The organism is Bradyrhizobium sp. (assembly GCF_036735945.1).
GTDB lineage: Bacteria > Pseudomonadota > Alphaproteobacteria > Rhizobiales > Xanthobacteraceae > Bradyrhizobium.
Genome location: NZ_DAINNI010000113.1, coordinates 1 through 15,314 on the forward strand (window position 1 = coordinate 1; position 15,314 = coordinate 15,314).

Consider the following 15,314-nt stretch of genomic DNA (forward strand, 5'->3'; position numbering starts at 1 on the left):
CATGGCGACTATCTCGGCGATCACTGGATGGGCGAGAAGGATCTGTTCCACGAACAGTCGGCAAAAATCCCGCTGATCGTGATCGATCCCTCGCCGGCCGCCAACGCCACGCGTGGCACGGTGAACGATGCGCTGGTCGAGGCGATCGACCTGGCGCCGACCTTCATCGACTATTTCGGCAGCCCTCCGCCCGATCACATTTTGGAAGGACGCTCGCTGCTGCCGCTGCTGCATGGCGCGAGGCCCGCCGACTGGCGCAAGGTGGTGTTCTCCGAATACGACTACGCCATGCAGGACGTCCGCGTGATGCTGAACCAGCCGATCGAGCGCTGCCGCCTGTTCATGGTGTTCGACGGCCGCTGGAAGTTCATTCATGCGTCGGGCTTCCGCCCGATGCTCTACGACCTCGAAACCGATCCGCAGGAACTGGTCGACCGCGGCGCCGATCCCGCCTGCGCCGAGGTGGTGGCGCGGCTGCAATCGGAACTGTTCGACTGGGCGCTGCACCCGAAGATGCACATCACCACGCCGAATGCGAAGATCGCGGCCTATGCCGCCCAGCAATTGCAGGTGAAGAACGGCGTGCTGATCGGCATCTGGGACGAGGCCGAACTCGGTGCGATCAGGGAACGGATCGGGATGAAGCCCTGAGCGCCGGCCTCCCACGCGATCGTGTTCCCGCGGCAAATAGCGAAAATCATTGAAGGTTTGGAAGCAGGTGTTGCGGCGGAGACACTTCGCATCGGCAAATTGCGGTGGCTGACCCCGCCCTTGTTGCGGCGCCCAGCACACGGGCGCTACGGTCGCCCCGGCGAAGCACTTCGCAGCCCTTCGAGGAGAGCCATGAAGCCATATCGCGCCGACACCGGGTTTGTCCGCTGGTCGTTTATTCCCGGCCGGGGATCGTGGTCTCGCCTGCATGCGATCGCGATCGCGCTGTTGCTGCTCCTGCCGATCGGCGCGCGTTCCGCGCTGGCCCAGCCGAACTCGGCACAGGCAGCCTCGACCGCGCACGTCTATCTGCTCCGCGGCGTGCTCAACATCTTCTCGCTGGGTCTCGATGACATCGCCGCGCAATTGCGGGCGCAGGGCATCCCGGTGACCGTCGCGAACTTCGCCTCATGGTCGTCGCTCGCCGACGACGCGGCCCGCGGATACAAGAGCGGCCGGATCAAGACGATCATCCTGGTCGGCCATTCTTCGGGCGCGACCGCGCTGCCCGACATGGTCGCCAGGCTGGATCAACTTGGCGCGCCCGTGACGCTCGCCATCGGGCTGGACTCGGTGTTCCGCACCAAGCTCTCCGGACGGGTGGGACGCTACGTCAACTTCTACATCGCCAACGGCAACGGCGAGCCGGTCGCGAGGACCGCGCAACTGCAGGGCAAGCTCGAGAATATCAACGTGCAGAACGTGCCCGGCGTCGGGCACATGTCGATCGAAAAGAACCAGATCATGCAGCGCAAGGTGATCGCCGAGATCGACGCCGTCGTCTTTGGCCGCTCCGCATCAGGGTCGGGGGCACACAAGCCGCGGCAGCATGGATCAGCAAGCGCCGGGCGATCAGGCACCGCCAACACGGCGGCGGTACGTCAGTAGCGACCAGCCCGGTTCCGGCGCCGCGTCCGATGGCGCGTGCCGCAAATTCTGCCTATTCCTCGACGATAGATCACCCTACGCGCCGGGCGGCGTCGGGGTGTACCGATGTCCGCCATCGCGAATGGAACGCGCATGAGCAGTCCGAGGCAGGTTGCCGCCGTGGCGATCTGGGTGGTCGTTTCCACCCTTCTCTTCCCGTTCAGTTGCAATCCGGCGCAGGCCGGTCCGGCTCCGCGTGCGTCCGACCCGGCCGCGACGCCTGCCGCGCTGGCACCGGCGGTCGCAACCCGCCCGCCGGCGCGCGTCTACCTGTTCCGGGGCGCCCTCGGCCCGATCTTCTCGCGTGGAATGGATCGCCTGACCGACCGCCTCCAGGCAGCCGGCATCCGGGCTGACGTCTACGAATTCACCATCTGCCGGCTGATCGCCGACCAGGCGATCCGCGACTACAGGGAGAATGCCGCACCGATCGTTCTGATCGGTCATTCGATGGGCGGACTTTGCGCCGTGACGTTCGCGGGGATCCTGAAGGCCGAAAACATCCAGGTGAGCCTCGTCGTCACCATCGATCCGGCTCACGCAACCCCGAAGGTGCCGCTGAACGTCGAGCGCTTCATCAACATCTTCCTCTCGGACAGCATCCTGGGCGGCGGCGACGTGGTGGCGGAGCCCGGCTATCAGGGACACTATGCGAGCTTCGACCTGAAGCAGCACGAGGAAGTCAGCCACATCAACATCGACAAGATGGATTCCATCCACCAGCAATTGGTGACGGCGGTTACGCAACTTGCTAGCTTGCCCGCGGCGACCGATGCAGAGACGATGCCGCTGCGCTATGTGGTTCCTCCCGATGCGCCGATCGAGTTGTGGGACAGCGGCACGCCTCAACTGGCCCGGTCCGGCGACACCCTGGAGAAACTCGCGGCGTTCAACCACGTACCGCTGTGGTCTCTGACCCAGGCCAATCAGTATGCGGAGACTACGCCGCTGCCAGTCGGCCAGCGGATCCTGATCCCGCGCCGTCTTGCTGTGCCCATCGCAACATCGGTGGCATCGCGACCGAAACGGTAGTCGGCAGCCGGTCAGGTGAATGGAATCAGCATCGGGACGCGACGGCAATATGAGCCATAGGCGTCTTCGCCGAGTTCAGCCGTGAGGAAGCCTTCCTCCATGCGGGCCTTGAGCGCCATGCCGAGCGAGATCAGCACGGCGCCAAGCATCGCGGTCACGGTACCGACCGCAATCCCCGTCACCAGCATCCCGGCGATAAGCCCGGTATAGATCGGATGCCGCACCAGCCCGTAGGGGCCGGTGTCGATGACCTCGTGGCCTTCCTTGTGCGTGATCGAGTTCGACCAGAAACGTCCGAGATGAATTCTCGCCCACCATGTGAACGAGATCCCTGCAAGCACAAGACACGCCAGCAGATAGACTCCAGCGTTGCCAAACTGCCAGAGCGGCTTTTCGCCCAGAAGCTTTCCGGTCAATGGCAGGAACAGAATCGCACCCAGGTAAAGGAGAGAGCGGTACCTGAGCGAGTCCGAGCTCATCACATTCTTCCTGGTCTGCCCGGACCAGAACGATGCGATGACCCAGCTCGCCACCCACAATATCCAGATGATGGCGAGCAGTTGCGTGGGCCACGTCGTGGTCCAGCCGCTCAGGACGAAAGCCAACCCTTGACCGAGACTGTTCAGCATATTGCGGACCGCATTGAGTTTGAGCTAGCCGCCAAGCCGGCGCTCGGCATGAAACGGCCGAGGGCGGGTATTGGGCGTCGAGCCCCATTCGCCCTGATTGTCACCGGCGCCAAGCAGATGCGCAATGGTCTCGCGCAACACGGGTTCGACGGGGCCTGGCGCATAGCCGAGCTCGCGCTGCGCCTTTTCGATCGACAGGGAGCCCGCCCGCAATGCGATGCGAACGCCTTCGGCCGTACCGGACGGAGGCCGGTGCGTCACGTGATCGGCGATGAACTCCAGCGCTGCCGTGACCAACTCGGCAACCTTGCCGTTCACGCGAATGCGCCGGACGCGACGGCCGCTGATATCGGCCATGATCTCGAGAATTCGCCCCAGCGGCATGCTCTCGCCGCCGAGGACGTAGCGATGCCCGACCTGTCCGCGCTCCATCGCAAGGATCAGCCCTTCGGCCGCGTCGCGCACATCGACGAGGTTCACGACAAAATCGAGATGCAGTTGAAGGCGTCGATCGAGGAAGTACCGCAGCATCGCCGTCGGCGGGGTAAGGTTGTGGTCGTGAGGCCCGATCGGCATGGTCGGACAGCCGATCACCACCGGATATCCGGCTGCGGCCGCCTGCATCGCGAGCCGGTCGGCCAGCATTTTCGAGCGCGTATATGGGCCCGGCATGTCGTCGGGGAGCAACGCGTCATCGGGGACGGGAACCATCGACGGCGAGGCGCGGAACAGAATCGATTCCGTCGAGCAGTGCAGCAGGCGCTTGATGCCGCGCTTGCGCGCCGTCTCGATCACGATCTCGGTGCCACCGCAATTGACGGTGTGAAAGGCGGCCTTTCGCGGCAACCACATGCCGGGCAGGCCGGCAAGATGATAGACCTGATCGACGCCATCCATCGCCCGGCCCACCAGGTCCCGGTCGAGCACGGAGCCGCTGACGTGCTCAACCTGCGGCAGGATGCGTGGCGGCGGCTGAAGGTCGAGCACCCTCACCTGCCGTCCCTGCGCCATCAGCGCCGCGACGAGATGCTTTCCAATGAAACCACTGCCGCCTGTGACCAGTACACGTGTCATGCTACGGGTACTTCAAGCTCACTACGGGTACTTCAAGCTCAAACATTCGCAATCAGGACGCCGCGACCTGCGGATGCCCCTGGATGATCATGGCGAGATCGCGCCGAAAGCCCAGCGCGATAAACAGCTTCGCCATGACAAACATTGGTCCGAGCAGCAGGTGCGTCGGATTATCGACCAGCGCCGGCTGCCGTCGCTCAAACACGCGATGCCCGACAATCTGTGCCGTGACGCCAATAACGATCAGAACGGCCGTAAGCGACCACATCCCCGCGGTCGTCACATGACTGCCGATTGCGGCAGCGGTCGAAAGCAGCGCGATTGCGGCCGCAAGGATGCCAGCGCCCAGCGCGAAGTCGAGCAGGAACCAGTAGATCAGCACCGGCATGACGGCGACGACCGCCGCGCTGGTCTGGAACCCCAATATGGTGATCGGCCACAGGCTGAGCGGAAGAACGGCAGCCAGGAACAGGAAGACGATGCCGAAGACATGCATCGCGCAGTTCCAGGGATCGCGATGATATTCAACGTAATCCGCAAGCTGCCGCCGAAAATATGAACCCATGCGGGGCTTATCCCTTTGCTGTCGGCAGGCGCCAAAGCTCAATCCAAAATCCGGCGCATCTGCTGCAATGCCCTGACTTCCATCAGAGATATAACGGTAGTCGGACTTTACGGTAGTTAGACTCGGAAATCCCCATCAAGTCAAAGCGTAGGACACGACGCGCCTTGCGGCCCCACAAGCGCCACGCAATCGAAAATCATGCGGCAATTCAGGCCACTAACTCGGTACATGGATGCCGGGAACCGGCATGGGTTGCGTCAATTTTTCCAGGTGGACAACGGTTCGGCTCAATTCGTGATCTTGTACCCCGTGGCTTTGACGATCGGCTGCCAGAAGGCGGTGTTGGCGGCAAGTTCCGCGGTCAGCCCTGCAGGCGTCGACCCGACCGGGATCAGGCCGATCGCGGCAAGCTTTTCCTTGACCTCGGCCTTGCCAAGCGCAGCCGCGACCGCTTCGCTCAACTTCTTCGCAAAGTCCGGCGAGGCGCCCGCCGGCAGCCACAAGCCGTACCAACCATCCGCCACCAGATCGACGCCGCTCTCCCGCAGCGTCGGCGCTTCGGGCAGGAACGGCGAGCGTTGCGCGCTGCCGACCGCGAGAATGCGGACGTTACCCGCGCGATGCTGCGGGATCGCATCGGTCAAGGTGGAAATCGCAAACGGCATATGGCCGCCGACAAGATCGTTGATGATCGGCGCGCTGCCGCGATAGGCCACGCGCGTCAGCTTGAGGCCCAGCGCCTGCTCGAGCCGCGAGCCGGTGAAATGCGGAATGGTGCCGTTGCTCGGCACGCCGAAAGTAGCGTTATCTGGATTGGCCTTCAGCCAGTCGACGAATTGCTTGAAGTCCTTGACCTCGGCCGGCACTGCCTTGCCGACGAAGACGCAGAATTCGAACCGCACGAGTTGGCTGACCGGAACGAAGTCCTGCGCCGCGTCGAAACTCGGCGTGGTCTCGACCATCGGCAACAGATACATCGTCGGTCCTGTCGTCACGAGGATGGTCGTGCCATCAGGGTTGGCGCCCTTCACCGCCTTGATGCCGATCAAGCCATCACCGCCGGTACGATTTTCGACGATCATGTTGCGGTCGAGCAATGGAGCGACGTGCTGCGCCAGGAGGCGGCAGAGCGCGTCGCCGCCGCCTCCGGCCGCAAACGGGAAGATGATCTTGGTCAGCGGCCCGGCCTGCGCCGATGCCCTGCCCGTCATCGCAAGCAGTGAGGTTGCGGCGCTCGCGGCCAGGAAATCCCGACGCTTCATTCCTTCTTCCTCCCAAAGTTTCCTGTCATTGGTCGTCCGTCCGCAGCGACGGCATATCAGGCCGCGATCGTCTCGACCACGCTGACGATTCCGATCGCGACGGTGACAAGGCCGACCGCCCCTTGCAGCGCGCGGTTGGCCCAGGTGAGCGAGCGGGCGGAGACCGCCAGCGGCACCGCGATCACCGTCGACAGCGCCCCCATGCCGATCATCGAGCCGATCCCGAACAGCGCGACGTAGCCGAGCCCGGCGGCGGGACTGGAGGCCTGCGTCACCGCGAGCACCAGCAGCGCGGCAGAGCCCGCCATGCCGTGCATCAGGCCGACCAGCAGCGTGCGCCAGCGGAAGCCGTGGCCGTGCGCGTGAACGCTGCCGGCATGCGGCGCGGTTTCGCCGGCATGGCTGTGGGCATGGAAATGCACGGTGCCGTCGGCATGGCCGTGCCGGTGGAAATGCACGCGGTCGCGCCACAGCCGCCACAGCACATGGCCGCCGAGGCCGACCAGCATCAGCCCGACGGCGGTCTCGATCGGCCGCGCCATCGTTTCCGGAATCGCCCGGCCAAGCAGGAGAGCGGCGCCGGCAAAGACGAACAAGGTGAGGGTGTGGCCGAGCCCCCAGGTCAGCCCGTGCTTGACGATGTCGGCGACGTGGCTGCGGCGCGCGGCGATCGAGGAGACGGCGGCAATGTGATCGGCCTCGAGCGCGTGCTGCATGCCCAGCAAGAACCCCAGCCCCAGAATTCCGAACATGCGTCCCCTGCCTGATGCCTCGAACGGTAAGCGGCCGAAACTTCACATCTGACGGGAGATTGCACAACCGAAATCGCCGGGCGCCTCGCCTTCGTCATCGGCATCACGGCGGCTTGACGCGAGGCCGCGGAGCCTCGGCGGAACGATCGGCAGCCACGGCGACTTGGCGTGGCGCCTCACCTGACCCTGACAATGGAGTTCATCCCAGGACTCATCCCATGACACGATCAGCACTTCTCGCGGCCGCGCGGCGATCCTTGCATCCGCGATCACAGGCCCCGCCAGCGCCCAGCAGGTCATCTACAATCCCGGCCACTGCGCGCAGTTCTATCCGAACGCCAATTGCCAGAACCTCGGACCGGGAAATCCGTACAGTGGAAGCTACTACCGCCCGGCCTATCCCCGGCACTCGGAGGTTCTGGCCCTTTTCAGGCAAGTCTGATATTCGAGCCGCGACGATCGAACCGAGGGCGGACACTCTCGCGCCCCAGCCATCGATGCTGATTCGCCGGCTTAGCTCAGCGGTAGAGCAGCGGTTTTGTAAACCGAAGGTCGGGGGTTCAATCCCCTCAGCCGGCACCAGCCTTAGGGAAATCAATGACTTGCGAGGGGTCCTTAGTGGGCTTGCGGAGGCGTTTCCCCGCGCGTTCTTGGACTTTTTTCACAGCTTCCAGTTGATCCTCCAAATCTACGTGGTCATATATCTCGTTCGCCTCATCGCTTAGATGTCCTATCATTTCCTTGCGAAGCTTCTTACTTACCCCTGCCTTTTTCCGGCATGAGAATTCGCGAAGAAGACTGCAACATGGTGCTGCTCGCTGCGGTCAGTTGCATCAGCTTGACCATTGCCGGCGGCGCCAGTCTCCTGGCATTCAGCGACGCCAAACCGGTCCGCATCGCTGACCGAACGACGGTGCAACGCGAACCGGCGCAGTCACCCGACAAGGGAATCATTGATGTCAGCGACCAGCCGACCGTTCGCGTGGTCGGCGCGCCGTTCGTTCCGAATACGAATCCGCGCGAGCGCTGACCTCTCTGAGCGAAACGTCCCTGAGCGAAACGTCCCTGGGCGAAACGTCTCTTGGCGAAACCGTCCGTGCACTTGTGTACGTTGCCGGTCACGACTGTCACCGTTTTGTCACCGTGCGGGCAAAACCGCGGCAGTTATCCACCGCGACCTCCACGCCCGCTTGATTCCACAAAAGACGTTTGATGGAGTGGATTCGGGCGAGGTTTTTTTCAAATGAAATGGATGAGGGAACGCGATCTCCTGATCGCGCAAACGCTGGCGTTCGTTCAGTCGGTAACCGGCAAGGCGCCGGAAGCCGAAAGGACGACGACGGCGTCTGCCGCTCTCACCGTCGAGACTTTGGAAGCGACCGTCGTTGCAGTTCCGCTTCGTTTTGCGCCGCTGCCTGACGTCACGCCCCTGCCGGCGCAGGAGATACCTGCTCCGCCGGCCGCTGTTCAGGCATCCCCGGAACCGGCGCGGGAGATAGCGCAGCCCACTCCTCTGCCGCGCGTCGACCTGCGCAGCGACTTCCAATCCGAGATCAAGGCGCGGGTCGCGAATTTCCGCGCCCAACAGGAGCGGTTCAGCCGCGAGCGCGAGGCCTATTGCGCGGCGACCATGGCCAGGGTGCAGGCGTCGCTCCGGGAAGACAACCCGCCGACGCGGTCAGGCAAATAACGCGCGCCAGATAGCGCATCCTTGCAACATCCTAATTCGCCGCGATCTTCTCCAGTACCGGCAGCAGGTAGGTCATGAACGTCTGCGGGTCCTCGCTCATCGGAAAGTGGCCGAGCCCCTTCATGATGGTGACGTGGCAGCCGGCAATGCTGTTCGCCACATCAAGCGTTTCCTCGGGCGTGCAGGAATAGTCGTACTCGCCGGATAGCAGGAACAACGGACAGCGCCTCGTGTCGATCTGCGCGACCCGGCCGCGGATATCTCCGTCGAGCTTGTAGAAATGGAGATCGCCCTTGAACACGCCGGGGCCGCCCTGCATGTAGTGCCACAGCGTCTCCCAGCGCTCCTGGTCCGGTGCATCCGGGCCGACCAATCCGGAAACGATCGCGCCGCAGACCTCGCCGCCGTGCACGTCGGCGCGGTGCAGGAAGTTGAGATCATAATAGGGATCGACATGCGCGCCGGCCTGCAGGCCGATGATGGCGCGGAATTGTTCCGGATGCTCGAGCGCCAGATGCAGCGCGATCCGGCCGCCGATCGAACAGCCGATCAGGATCGGCCTGTCGAGCCCGAGCGCCGCCGAAATCTCCAGCACCATGGTGGTGTATTGCGCCGAGGTGAGCTGATATTCCTCGTCATGCCAGCCGGCCGGCGGCGAGGATTTGCCGTGCCAGGGCATGTCGAAGGCGATCACGCGGTGATCCCTCGTGATGCGCGGCTCGTTCATCAGGCCGCGATACTGCCGCCCGTCGCTGCCCGCGGTGTGCAGGCATAATAGCGGCGTCCCCTCGCCGGCTTCCTCGACATAGATCCGGTGTGGCCGGCCGAACAGATCGAGATGCATGTAGCGGCCGGTGATCGGCTCGAATCTCGCGCTCATGCGGCGGCTCCTTCGCGCAGCTTGGCCAGAACCTCCTTGAAGTAGCGCAGATGGGACATGAAGACCTGCAGATTGCCCTCGGCCTTGAGCGTGCGCCGCTTGATCAGCGCCATCAGGTCGTTCGAGCCCGGCGGCGGGCGCCTGCTCCAGAACTTCCGCCATTCCTCTTCAGGCGCACGCAGCACAAAGGAGGAAGACGGCATCACGAACGGCCCTTGCGTCACCGCGACGATGCGGCCCTCGAAGATGGAGATCACCCAGGGCGTGGCGCCGACCTCGATAAGAAAATTGGTTGTGAGATAGCGGCCGCGCCGGACCAGACCAGGGTCGTTGTTGACCCGCTGCTGAAGCGTCTCGATCATTTTCCTGCCCCTTCCCATCCGCCGGCCGCTTACCGGCTCTCACCGTTACCAGTCCAGCGGAATGAGGCAGCCGTCAATCGGCCAAAGAATCGGCCGGGGCTAGAGCCAGGCGCATACCAGCGCCACGTTCGCCACGCAGGCGACCAGCAGACAGACGGTCACCCTGAGGTGAACGTACTGGCCGGAGGTATGAATGCTCGTTCCCATGGCCGGAAACATCCGGCGATTCTAGCTGAGGAGTCTCGGGGTTTCTTTTTTCGGGCGTTTACGGCTCGTTAAAGACTCAGAGACACCACGAAAATGTGCCGAAACGAGCCAATTTGCTCCCGAAACAACCGGTGAGATCGCAGAAACCCGGACCCGGTTTCCGCGTTGACCGTTTTTGCTGGAGCTAGCAAATGCCCTACGCGCTGTTCTCGAACGATGCCAAGCTGAGCAAGGCCTATCCGACCGCCGCCGACGTCTGGAAGATCGCCCAGAAGAGCGGCCTCGTGGTCGACGTGGTTTCCGGCGAGGACAGCACCGCGCCCCGTCCGGTGCTGGACCATGATTATGAGATCAGGCCGTGCCAGCTCGAGCCGCAGGAAGATCCTGCCCGCAACAAGGCGGACGCCGAGCGCGACGCCCAGACGGAATTGCAGTTGGCATCATAAGGAAGGATGTGACGCCGACGGCAGGAAGCAGTGATGTCGGCAGTCAAACGCCCCCTCTCGGCGTATGGGTCCCGTCGCCGGGGACGACCATCCGAGGCGGTCAAATCGTTGCTATGGCGTCGCCGAGACCAGCGATGCCTGCTCCGAAGCCAGCGCAACACAGGCCTTGCGACGCTGCAGTCCGCGGATCGCGCCGGTTACCTTGCGCACCTTGCCGACCCCGCACGAGGGATCCTGCACCAAGGCGACTTCATAGGGAGCAAGGATAAGCGGTTCAGATTTCAGGACAGTTTGAGCAAGGCACGGAAACGCCGCTGCGGAAATGATCAGCCCTAACGCAAAAGCACGCATGTTTTGATGTCCAACCCAACCGGCTGAACCATAATAGCGGATCATGACGAAAAGTTGCGTGCAGCGCGAAAATTATTTTTCGACGCACGCAAAGCGCACGCAGCAAGGTGCATGACGCGCGCGAACAAAAAAGGCCGGCTTGACGCCGGCCTTTCGCATGTCGATACGCGGTGTATCAGTATCTGGCAGCGGCAGGACCACCCCAGCCGAAACGATAGTTCACGCCGACCTTGGCGGTGTGCTCGTCGTTGCGGAAGCTGCGGCCGGCTATGTCGGCCGGACCCGCCGTGAAGGTAGTGTTGCCGAAATTGTAATACTGGTACTCCGCCTTGGCCGACCAGTTCGGGGCGAACATGTATTCAAGGCCGCCGCCGACGGTGTAGCCGTCCCTGTGGCTGCCGTTGGTGGTGAAGGCCTGCGGCACGCCGGCCGCCGTCACCCCGAGATTGTTGCCGTCGCGCCAGGCATAGCCGCCCTTGGCGTAAAGCAGCGCCGGCCCCCAGGTGTAGCCGAACCGGCCGGTCACCGAGCCGAGCTGGTCGTTGCTGGAGGTTACGAGCGTACCCGGAAACAGCACGCCATTGTTGTTGCCGCCGGACAGCCAACTGTACTGGGCCTCGGCGCCGAACACCCAGTTCGGCGCGAACTGATAGTCGAAGCCGCCCTGGACGCCACCGAGGAAGCGGGCGTCGCTGCCTTGCAGGGAATTATTGCCTGCAAAGGCGCCGCCGACATGGCCGCCGACATAGAATCCGGTCCAGTTGTAGACGACCTGGGGCGCGGTATAGGCCGGCGCCTTGGTATAAGGCCGCGGCGGCATGTCGGCCGCAAAGGCTGGCGCTCCCAGGGCGGCCAGCGCGGCAATGCCGAGCAAAATCTTCTTCATACTGATCCCCGTTACAAACGTTGCAGATACCAATCCAAACAACGTGACCTCATTTGGGTTGCTTTGCGACCGGGCCCGCGACCGGATGGCGCGCCAGGCGTGGCAGCAGGGCAACAAACCGTTGTGGTTCCTCGCATGTAGGGCTTTTTTCCCGGTTAAGGAGGGGGGTTTCCCACTTAGTTGATGTCGGCGATGACTAAGCCGGGGTTCAGGCCTCGCCGAAAAGTGATCCGATTTCGTTCACGGTTCCGCCACGGGAACACCCGAATGGCGCCGGGCCGGCCGGCGGTGACCGCCCGGCTGCGGCGCGCCGTGGCGCTTTCCTGCCCTATCGAACTGCGCCTCGCCCGGCGCCAAGCCGCCAGCCTAGCGCGTCAGCTTCTCAAGCTCCGGAAAGGGCGCATAGGCCAGCCCGGCACAGGGTTCGGCTGTTTCGGCGATGCGGTCGAGCCGGCCATCGACAAAGAGGATGGCGCGTTCGCGTGGCTCGCGGTAGCCGCCGTCGGATTCGCGCGCCGAGAAACGCACGCAGGCGACATAGCGCTGCCGTCCCCCGACGACACGCTCGACCGGCTCGGCCATCGCGGCGTCGCGCACGCCGACCGGGTTGTTGAGATAGGTCTTGAGGAACGCCACCACTTCGGTGCGGTAATTCTTCGGGAAGGGCTGGCTGGCGACGCCGCGATCATCGGTGAAGGTGATCGGCTTGCCCTCATCGGTGGCGGCACAGGCCGAAAGCATGGCCGGCAGCAACACCATCGCCGCAAATTTGACCAAACGCCCCAAGCGAAATTTCCCCTGCTGCAATCGCCGTCTCTTAGACTGCCTGACGCCGGAATGGAATTCGCAACTCGGTTATCCCCGAACGGTGCTCTCGAAAAATTGAGCATGCGCCAGCCCACGGCCATCAGCGAAGCCGATGGCGCGTGGGCTGGCCTGACATTCGCCGGCGCCGGGGCAATGGGGGCGAAACGCGCCGGCGAATCGGATTCAGCCGCGTTTTGCCGCCGGCGTCACATGCTTGACGGCGACATGCGGCTTCGCGTGCGTCTTCGGCATGCCGATGTGCTTGTGGTGGCGATGATGGCGATAATGCTTGTGATGGCCCATCCGCGCGTTGGCGTTCATCGCCTTCGCCTTGCCCTGCTCCGCCTTGACGGCCGGTGTCTGCGTGATCTTGCTCATCGGGGTCTGCGCGGTCTTGCCCGGCGTGCCGGCAAGTGCAGGTGCTGCGAGAACGGAAACGGCAACGAGTGCTGCGGAAATGGTCTTGAGCATGATTGTCTCCTCTTGCTCTTCCTGTCCCATGGACCCGCGGGCATGTGTGGCTCGCCGATCATGCGCTCGACGCTAGCGGCCGCGCACTGAACCCGTCCTGAATCGCGCTGTGTGACTCTGTTCATCTGAATGACATCTTCGTCATGTCCCGTAACGACGGGCCGCCGGTGAAAATGGGCGAAATCGAGGAGATGCGCGCGGGGATATTCTCGGGAATGTTGTCGGGCGCCAGGGGTTTTAACCAGCGGGCTTCGGTGTAGGATCGCCGAACCTGCCATCAGGAGACTTGTATGAATAAACTAGCGATCAGGCTTTTGACTCTCGCAATGTTGTCGCTCACGCTGGCGGCAGCCCCTGTCGTGACCGTCGTCTATGCAGCGCCCGACAACGATCCACCGCCGCCCGACAAGAAGAAAAAGAAATCCGAAGCGCGCCCCGGCAGCGAGCAGACCGCATTCGCCGACGGCTACCGCGCCGCCTATGCGGCGATCTACGACCGCCACGACTATGCGTCGGCGATCACGCAGCTCAAGGCGCTCGGGCATGACGACACCGCCGCCGTCGCCAACCTGATCGGCTATTCCTACCGCAAGCTCGGCGACTACAAGGTCTCGCAGATCTGGTACGAGCGCGCGCTCAAGGCCGATCCGGCCCACGTCAAGACCTGGCAGTATTACGGCCTGTGGCAGGTCGAACAGGGCAACCGCGATCAGGCGCAGTATCATTTGAGCAAGATCGCGCAGCTCGCGGGCGCTTCGAGCGAGGAATATCGCTCGCTGGCCGCCGCGCTGGAAAAGGCTCCGGGCACGGGATTGGTTTACTGAGGCGCTAGTCTCTCCCTGTCATTGCGAGCGAAGCGAAGCAATCCATATCGCGGCATAACGGAAGCATGGATTGCTTCGTCGCTCCGCTCCTCGCAATGACGACAGCGTAACAACCGGCGCAGTTGAAAACACCGCGCCGGTTTTGTTTCGCCTTACTTCATCACTTGCTCGACCTCCGCACGAAACGCCTGGCGTGCGGCGTCGCGCGAATAGAACATGTGGCCGCCGGGATAGACGACGAGCTTGACGCGGTCCGACCGCGCATAGGCCGGCAAATTATCAAGCATCACCTTCGAGGCAAAATACGGCGTGGCGAGATCGAACAGCCCGTGGCCGACAAGCAATTTCATTTTCGGATCGAGCGCGAGAATCTGGCGGAGTTGCGAAACCGATTCCGCGGGCCCGCGGCCGAAATCCCAGGCCCTGCTCACGGCCTCGCTCAGCAGGTGATACGAGCCGTCCGGACGCCAGTTCAGCTTGCGCGTGGTGAGATCGACGGCCGCACTCGTCAGCGGCGCCGTCAGGCTGTCGCCGGATGGATCGCCGAAATGCGAATAGCTCGAATCCGGATAGGGATCATAGCCGGAGACCGAGGCGTCGTAGCGTCCCGTCACGCGGCCGTTGCGACGGTCGAATTCCCGGCGGAATTCACCGATCTCGAAGCGGCCGCCGAGCCGGCGGCTCACCGCCTGATCGATGCCGGTCAATGACGCCACGCGGTCGGCGAGCCGTGTCGCGACCTCGCTGTCCGCCTGCCCCTTGACGAGATCGGTCAGAAACTCGCCCTGCGCGTAACGCTCGACATCGGCGAGATCGGCGCGCGTCACCGGCGCCTTGCCTTCCGCCCTGGTCTCGCGCGCGACCGCCGCCATGCTCGGCAAGGTGTACATGTATTGCAGCACGCTCGAGCCGGAAAAATCGCGGTAGTCGAACAAGGGCGAGACCAGGATCAGCCCGCGCACGCCGACGCCCTGCTGGGTCTGCAGATTGCGCACGACCTTCGGCCCGCGGATGCCGCCATAGCTCTCGCCCGTGACGAATTTCGGCGACTGCAAGCGATCGTATTTTTCCAGCCAGCGCCGGATCACCAGCGCGACCGCACTGACGTCACCGTCGACGGAATAGAAGCGCTTGCGCACGTCCTCGCCGGTCGCAACGAAGCGGCTGTAGCCGGTGCCGACGGGATCGATGAAGACGAGATCGGTGAAATCGAGCCAGGTCTCGGCATTGGGCAACAGATCGGGCGTCGCCGACGACACCGCGCCCTCGCCCGTAATCGACACGCGCCATGGCCCTGCCGTGCCGAACTGCAGCCAGGCCGAGGACGCGCCCGGACCGCCGTTGAAGAAGAACGTCACCGGCCGGCTCTCGCGATCGGCGCCGTCGAGCTGGTAGGAGGTGTAGGCGATGTCGGCCTGCGGCTCGCCCTTGTCGTCGA

21 protein-coding genes and 1 tRNA gene are annotated in these 15,314 nt (G+C 63.6%); 8 read left to right on the forward strand and 14 right to left on the reverse strand.

Annotated features, from left to right (window positions below):
- The 3 genes from V7E26_RS24200 to V7E26_RS24210 form a co-directional block, all read left to right on the forward strand.
- Window positions 1–651 (forward strand): sulfatase/phosphatase domain-containing protein (locus V7E26_RS24200; protein WP_324421044.1); only part of this gene is annotated, 651 nt, incomplete at its 5' end.
- 192 nt (window positions 652–843) lie between these two features.
- Window positions 844–1,599, forward strand: a complete 756-nt coding sequence (locus V7E26_RS24205) for a hypothetical protein (RefSeq protein ID WP_324421046.1) — start codon at window positions 844–846, stop codon at window positions 1,597–1,599.
- A 159-nt stretch (window positions 1,600–1,758) separates the two neighbouring features.
- Complete coding sequence (locus V7E26_RS24210) at window positions 1,759–2,670, forward strand: LysM peptidoglycan-binding domain-containing protein (RefSeq protein WP_324421049.1); 912 nt, start codon at window positions 1,759–1,761, stop codon at window positions 2,668–2,670.
- Between the two features lie 11 nt (window positions 2,671–2,681).
- Here V7E26_RS24210 and V7E26_RS24215 read toward each other — a convergent pair whose 3' ends face one another.
- From V7E26_RS24215 to V7E26_RS24240, 6 genes are all read right to left on the reverse strand, one after another.
- On the reverse strand, window positions 2,682–3,299 hold the full coding sequence (locus V7E26_RS24215; protein ID WP_442893468.1) for a methyltransferase family protein: 618 nt from the start codon (window positions 3,297–3,299) through the stop codon (window positions 2,682–2,684).
- Between the two features lie 24 nt (window positions 3,300–3,323).
- Window positions 3,324–4,373: an NAD-dependent epimerase/dehydratase family protein gene (locus V7E26_RS24220; RefSeq protein ID WP_324421053.1), complete on the reverse strand. Its 1,050-nt coding sequence runs from the start codon at window positions 4,371–4,373 to the stop codon at window positions 3,324–3,326.
- Between the two features lie 52 nt (window positions 4,374–4,425).
- A complete protein-coding gene (locus V7E26_RS24225) occupies window positions 4,426–4,980 on the reverse strand; it encodes an Mpo1 family 2-hydroxy fatty acid dioxygenase (RefSeq protein WP_324421056.1) in 555 nt (184 codons plus the stop codon).
- Window positions 4,981–5,225: 245 nt separating this feature from the next.
- Complete coding sequence (locus V7E26_RS24230) at window positions 5,226–6,200, reverse strand: Bug family tripartite tricarboxylate transporter substrate binding protein (protein WP_324421058.1); 975 nt, start codon at window positions 6,198–6,200, stop codon at window positions 5,226–5,228.
- Window positions 6,201–6,256: 56 nt separating this feature from the next.
- Window positions 6,257–6,952: an urease accessory protein gene (locus tag V7E26_RS24235; protein ID WP_324421060.1), complete on the reverse strand. Its 696-nt coding sequence runs from the start codon at window positions 6,950–6,952 to the stop codon at window positions 6,257–6,259.
- A gap of 42 nt (window positions 6,953–6,994) precedes the next feature.
- Entirely contained in the window at window positions 6,995–7,252 is a 258-nt protein-coding gene (locus V7E26_RS24240; RefSeq protein ID WP_324421062.1) for a hypothetical protein, read from the reverse strand.
- A 207-nt stretch (window positions 7,253–7,459) separates the two neighbouring features.
- Here V7E26_RS24240 and V7E26_RS24245 point away from each other — a divergent pair.
- From V7E26_RS24245 to V7E26_RS24255, 3 genes are all read left to right on the forward strand, one after another.
- Window positions 7,460–7,534 (forward strand) — tRNA-Thr (locus V7E26_RS24245).
- A gap of 223 nt (window positions 7,535–7,757) precedes the next feature.
- Window positions 7,758–7,982: a hypothetical protein gene (locus V7E26_RS24250; protein WP_324421065.1), complete on the forward strand. Its 225-nt coding sequence runs from the start codon at window positions 7,758–7,760 to the stop codon at window positions 7,980–7,982.
- A 213-nt stretch (window positions 7,983–8,195) separates the two neighbouring features.
- A complete protein-coding gene (locus tag V7E26_RS24255; protein WP_324421067.1) occupies window positions 8,196–8,642 on the forward strand; it encodes a hypothetical protein in 447 nt (148 codons plus the stop codon).
- A 31-nt stretch (window positions 8,643–8,673) separates the two neighbouring features.
- Here the strand turns inward: V7E26_RS24255 and V7E26_RS24260 are convergent, their stop codons facing one another.
- The 3 genes from V7E26_RS24260 to V7E26_RS24270 all read right to left on the reverse strand — a co-directional run bounded on the left by V7E26_RS24260 (window position 8,674) and on the right by V7E26_RS24270 (window position 10,091).
- Complete coding sequence (locus V7E26_RS24260; RefSeq protein WP_324421069.1) at window positions 8,674–9,522, reverse strand: alpha/beta fold hydrolase; 849 nt, start codon at window positions 9,520–9,522, stop codon at window positions 8,674–8,676.
- Entirely contained in the window at window positions 9,519–9,884 is a 366-nt protein-coding gene (locus tag V7E26_RS24265; RefSeq protein ID WP_324421071.1) for a hypothetical protein, read from the reverse strand. The genes V7E26_RS24260 and V7E26_RS24265 overlap by 4 nt, the downstream gene beginning before the upstream one ends.
- Window positions 9,885–9,983: 99 nt before the next feature.
- Window positions 9,984–10,091, reverse strand: a complete 108-nt coding sequence (locus V7E26_RS24270) for a glucose transporter (RefSeq protein WP_324421073.1) — start codon at window positions 10,089–10,091, stop codon at window positions 9,984–9,986.
- Window positions 10,092–10,282: 191 nt separating this feature from the next.
- Here V7E26_RS24270 and V7E26_RS24275 point away from each other — a divergent pair, with 191 nt between their 5' ends.
- Window positions 10,283–10,537 carry a hypothetical protein gene (locus tag V7E26_RS24275; RefSeq protein ID WP_324421075.1) on the forward strand — a complete coding sequence of 85 codons (255 nt, stop codon included), beginning with the start codon at window positions 10,283–10,285 and terminating at the stop codon, window positions 10,535–10,537.
- Between the two features lie 111 nt (window positions 10,538–10,648).
- Here V7E26_RS24275 and V7E26_RS24280 read toward each other — a convergent pair whose 3' ends face one another.
- The 4 genes from V7E26_RS24280 to V7E26_RS24295 form a co-directional block, all read right to left on the reverse strand.
- Window positions 10,649–10,888, reverse strand: a complete 240-nt coding sequence (locus V7E26_RS24280) for a hypothetical protein (protein ID WP_442893469.1) — start codon at window positions 10,886–10,888, stop codon at window positions 10,649–10,651.
- A 175-nt stretch (window positions 10,889–11,063) separates the two neighbouring features.
- Window positions 11,064–11,774, reverse strand: a complete 711-nt coding sequence (locus tag V7E26_RS24285) for an outer membrane protein (protein ID WP_324421080.1) — start codon at window positions 11,772–11,774, stop codon at window positions 11,064–11,066.
- Window positions 11,775–12,140: 366 nt separating this feature from the next.
- Window positions 12,141–12,515 (reverse strand): hypothetical protein, encoded by a 375-nt coding sequence (locus V7E26_RS24290; protein WP_442893470.1) that lies wholly within the window; start codon window positions 12,513–12,515, stop codon window positions 12,141–12,143.
- Window positions 12,516–12,764: 249 nt separating this feature from the next.
- Window positions 12,765–13,052 carry a His-rich protein BRANT gene (locus tag V7E26_RS24295; RefSeq protein ID WP_324421082.1) on the reverse strand — a complete coding sequence of 96 codons (288 nt, stop codon included), beginning with the start codon at window positions 13,050–13,052 and terminating at the stop codon, window positions 12,765–12,767.
- Between the two features lie 290 nt (window positions 13,053–13,342).
- Here V7E26_RS24295 and V7E26_RS24300 point away from each other — a divergent pair, with 290 nt between their 5' ends.
- Complete coding sequence (locus V7E26_RS24300) at window positions 13,343–13,876, forward strand: hypothetical protein (protein ID WP_324421084.1); 534 nt, start codon at window positions 13,343–13,345, stop codon at window positions 13,874–13,876.
- Between the two features lie 152 nt (window positions 13,877–14,028).
- On the opposite strand, the gene V7E26_RS24305 is transcribed toward V7E26_RS24300, so the two are convergent.
- Window positions 14,029–15,314, reverse strand: a 1,286-nt coding sequence (locus V7E26_RS24305; RefSeq protein ID WP_324421087.1) for a S10 family peptidase, incomplete at its 5' end; no start/stop codon positions are given.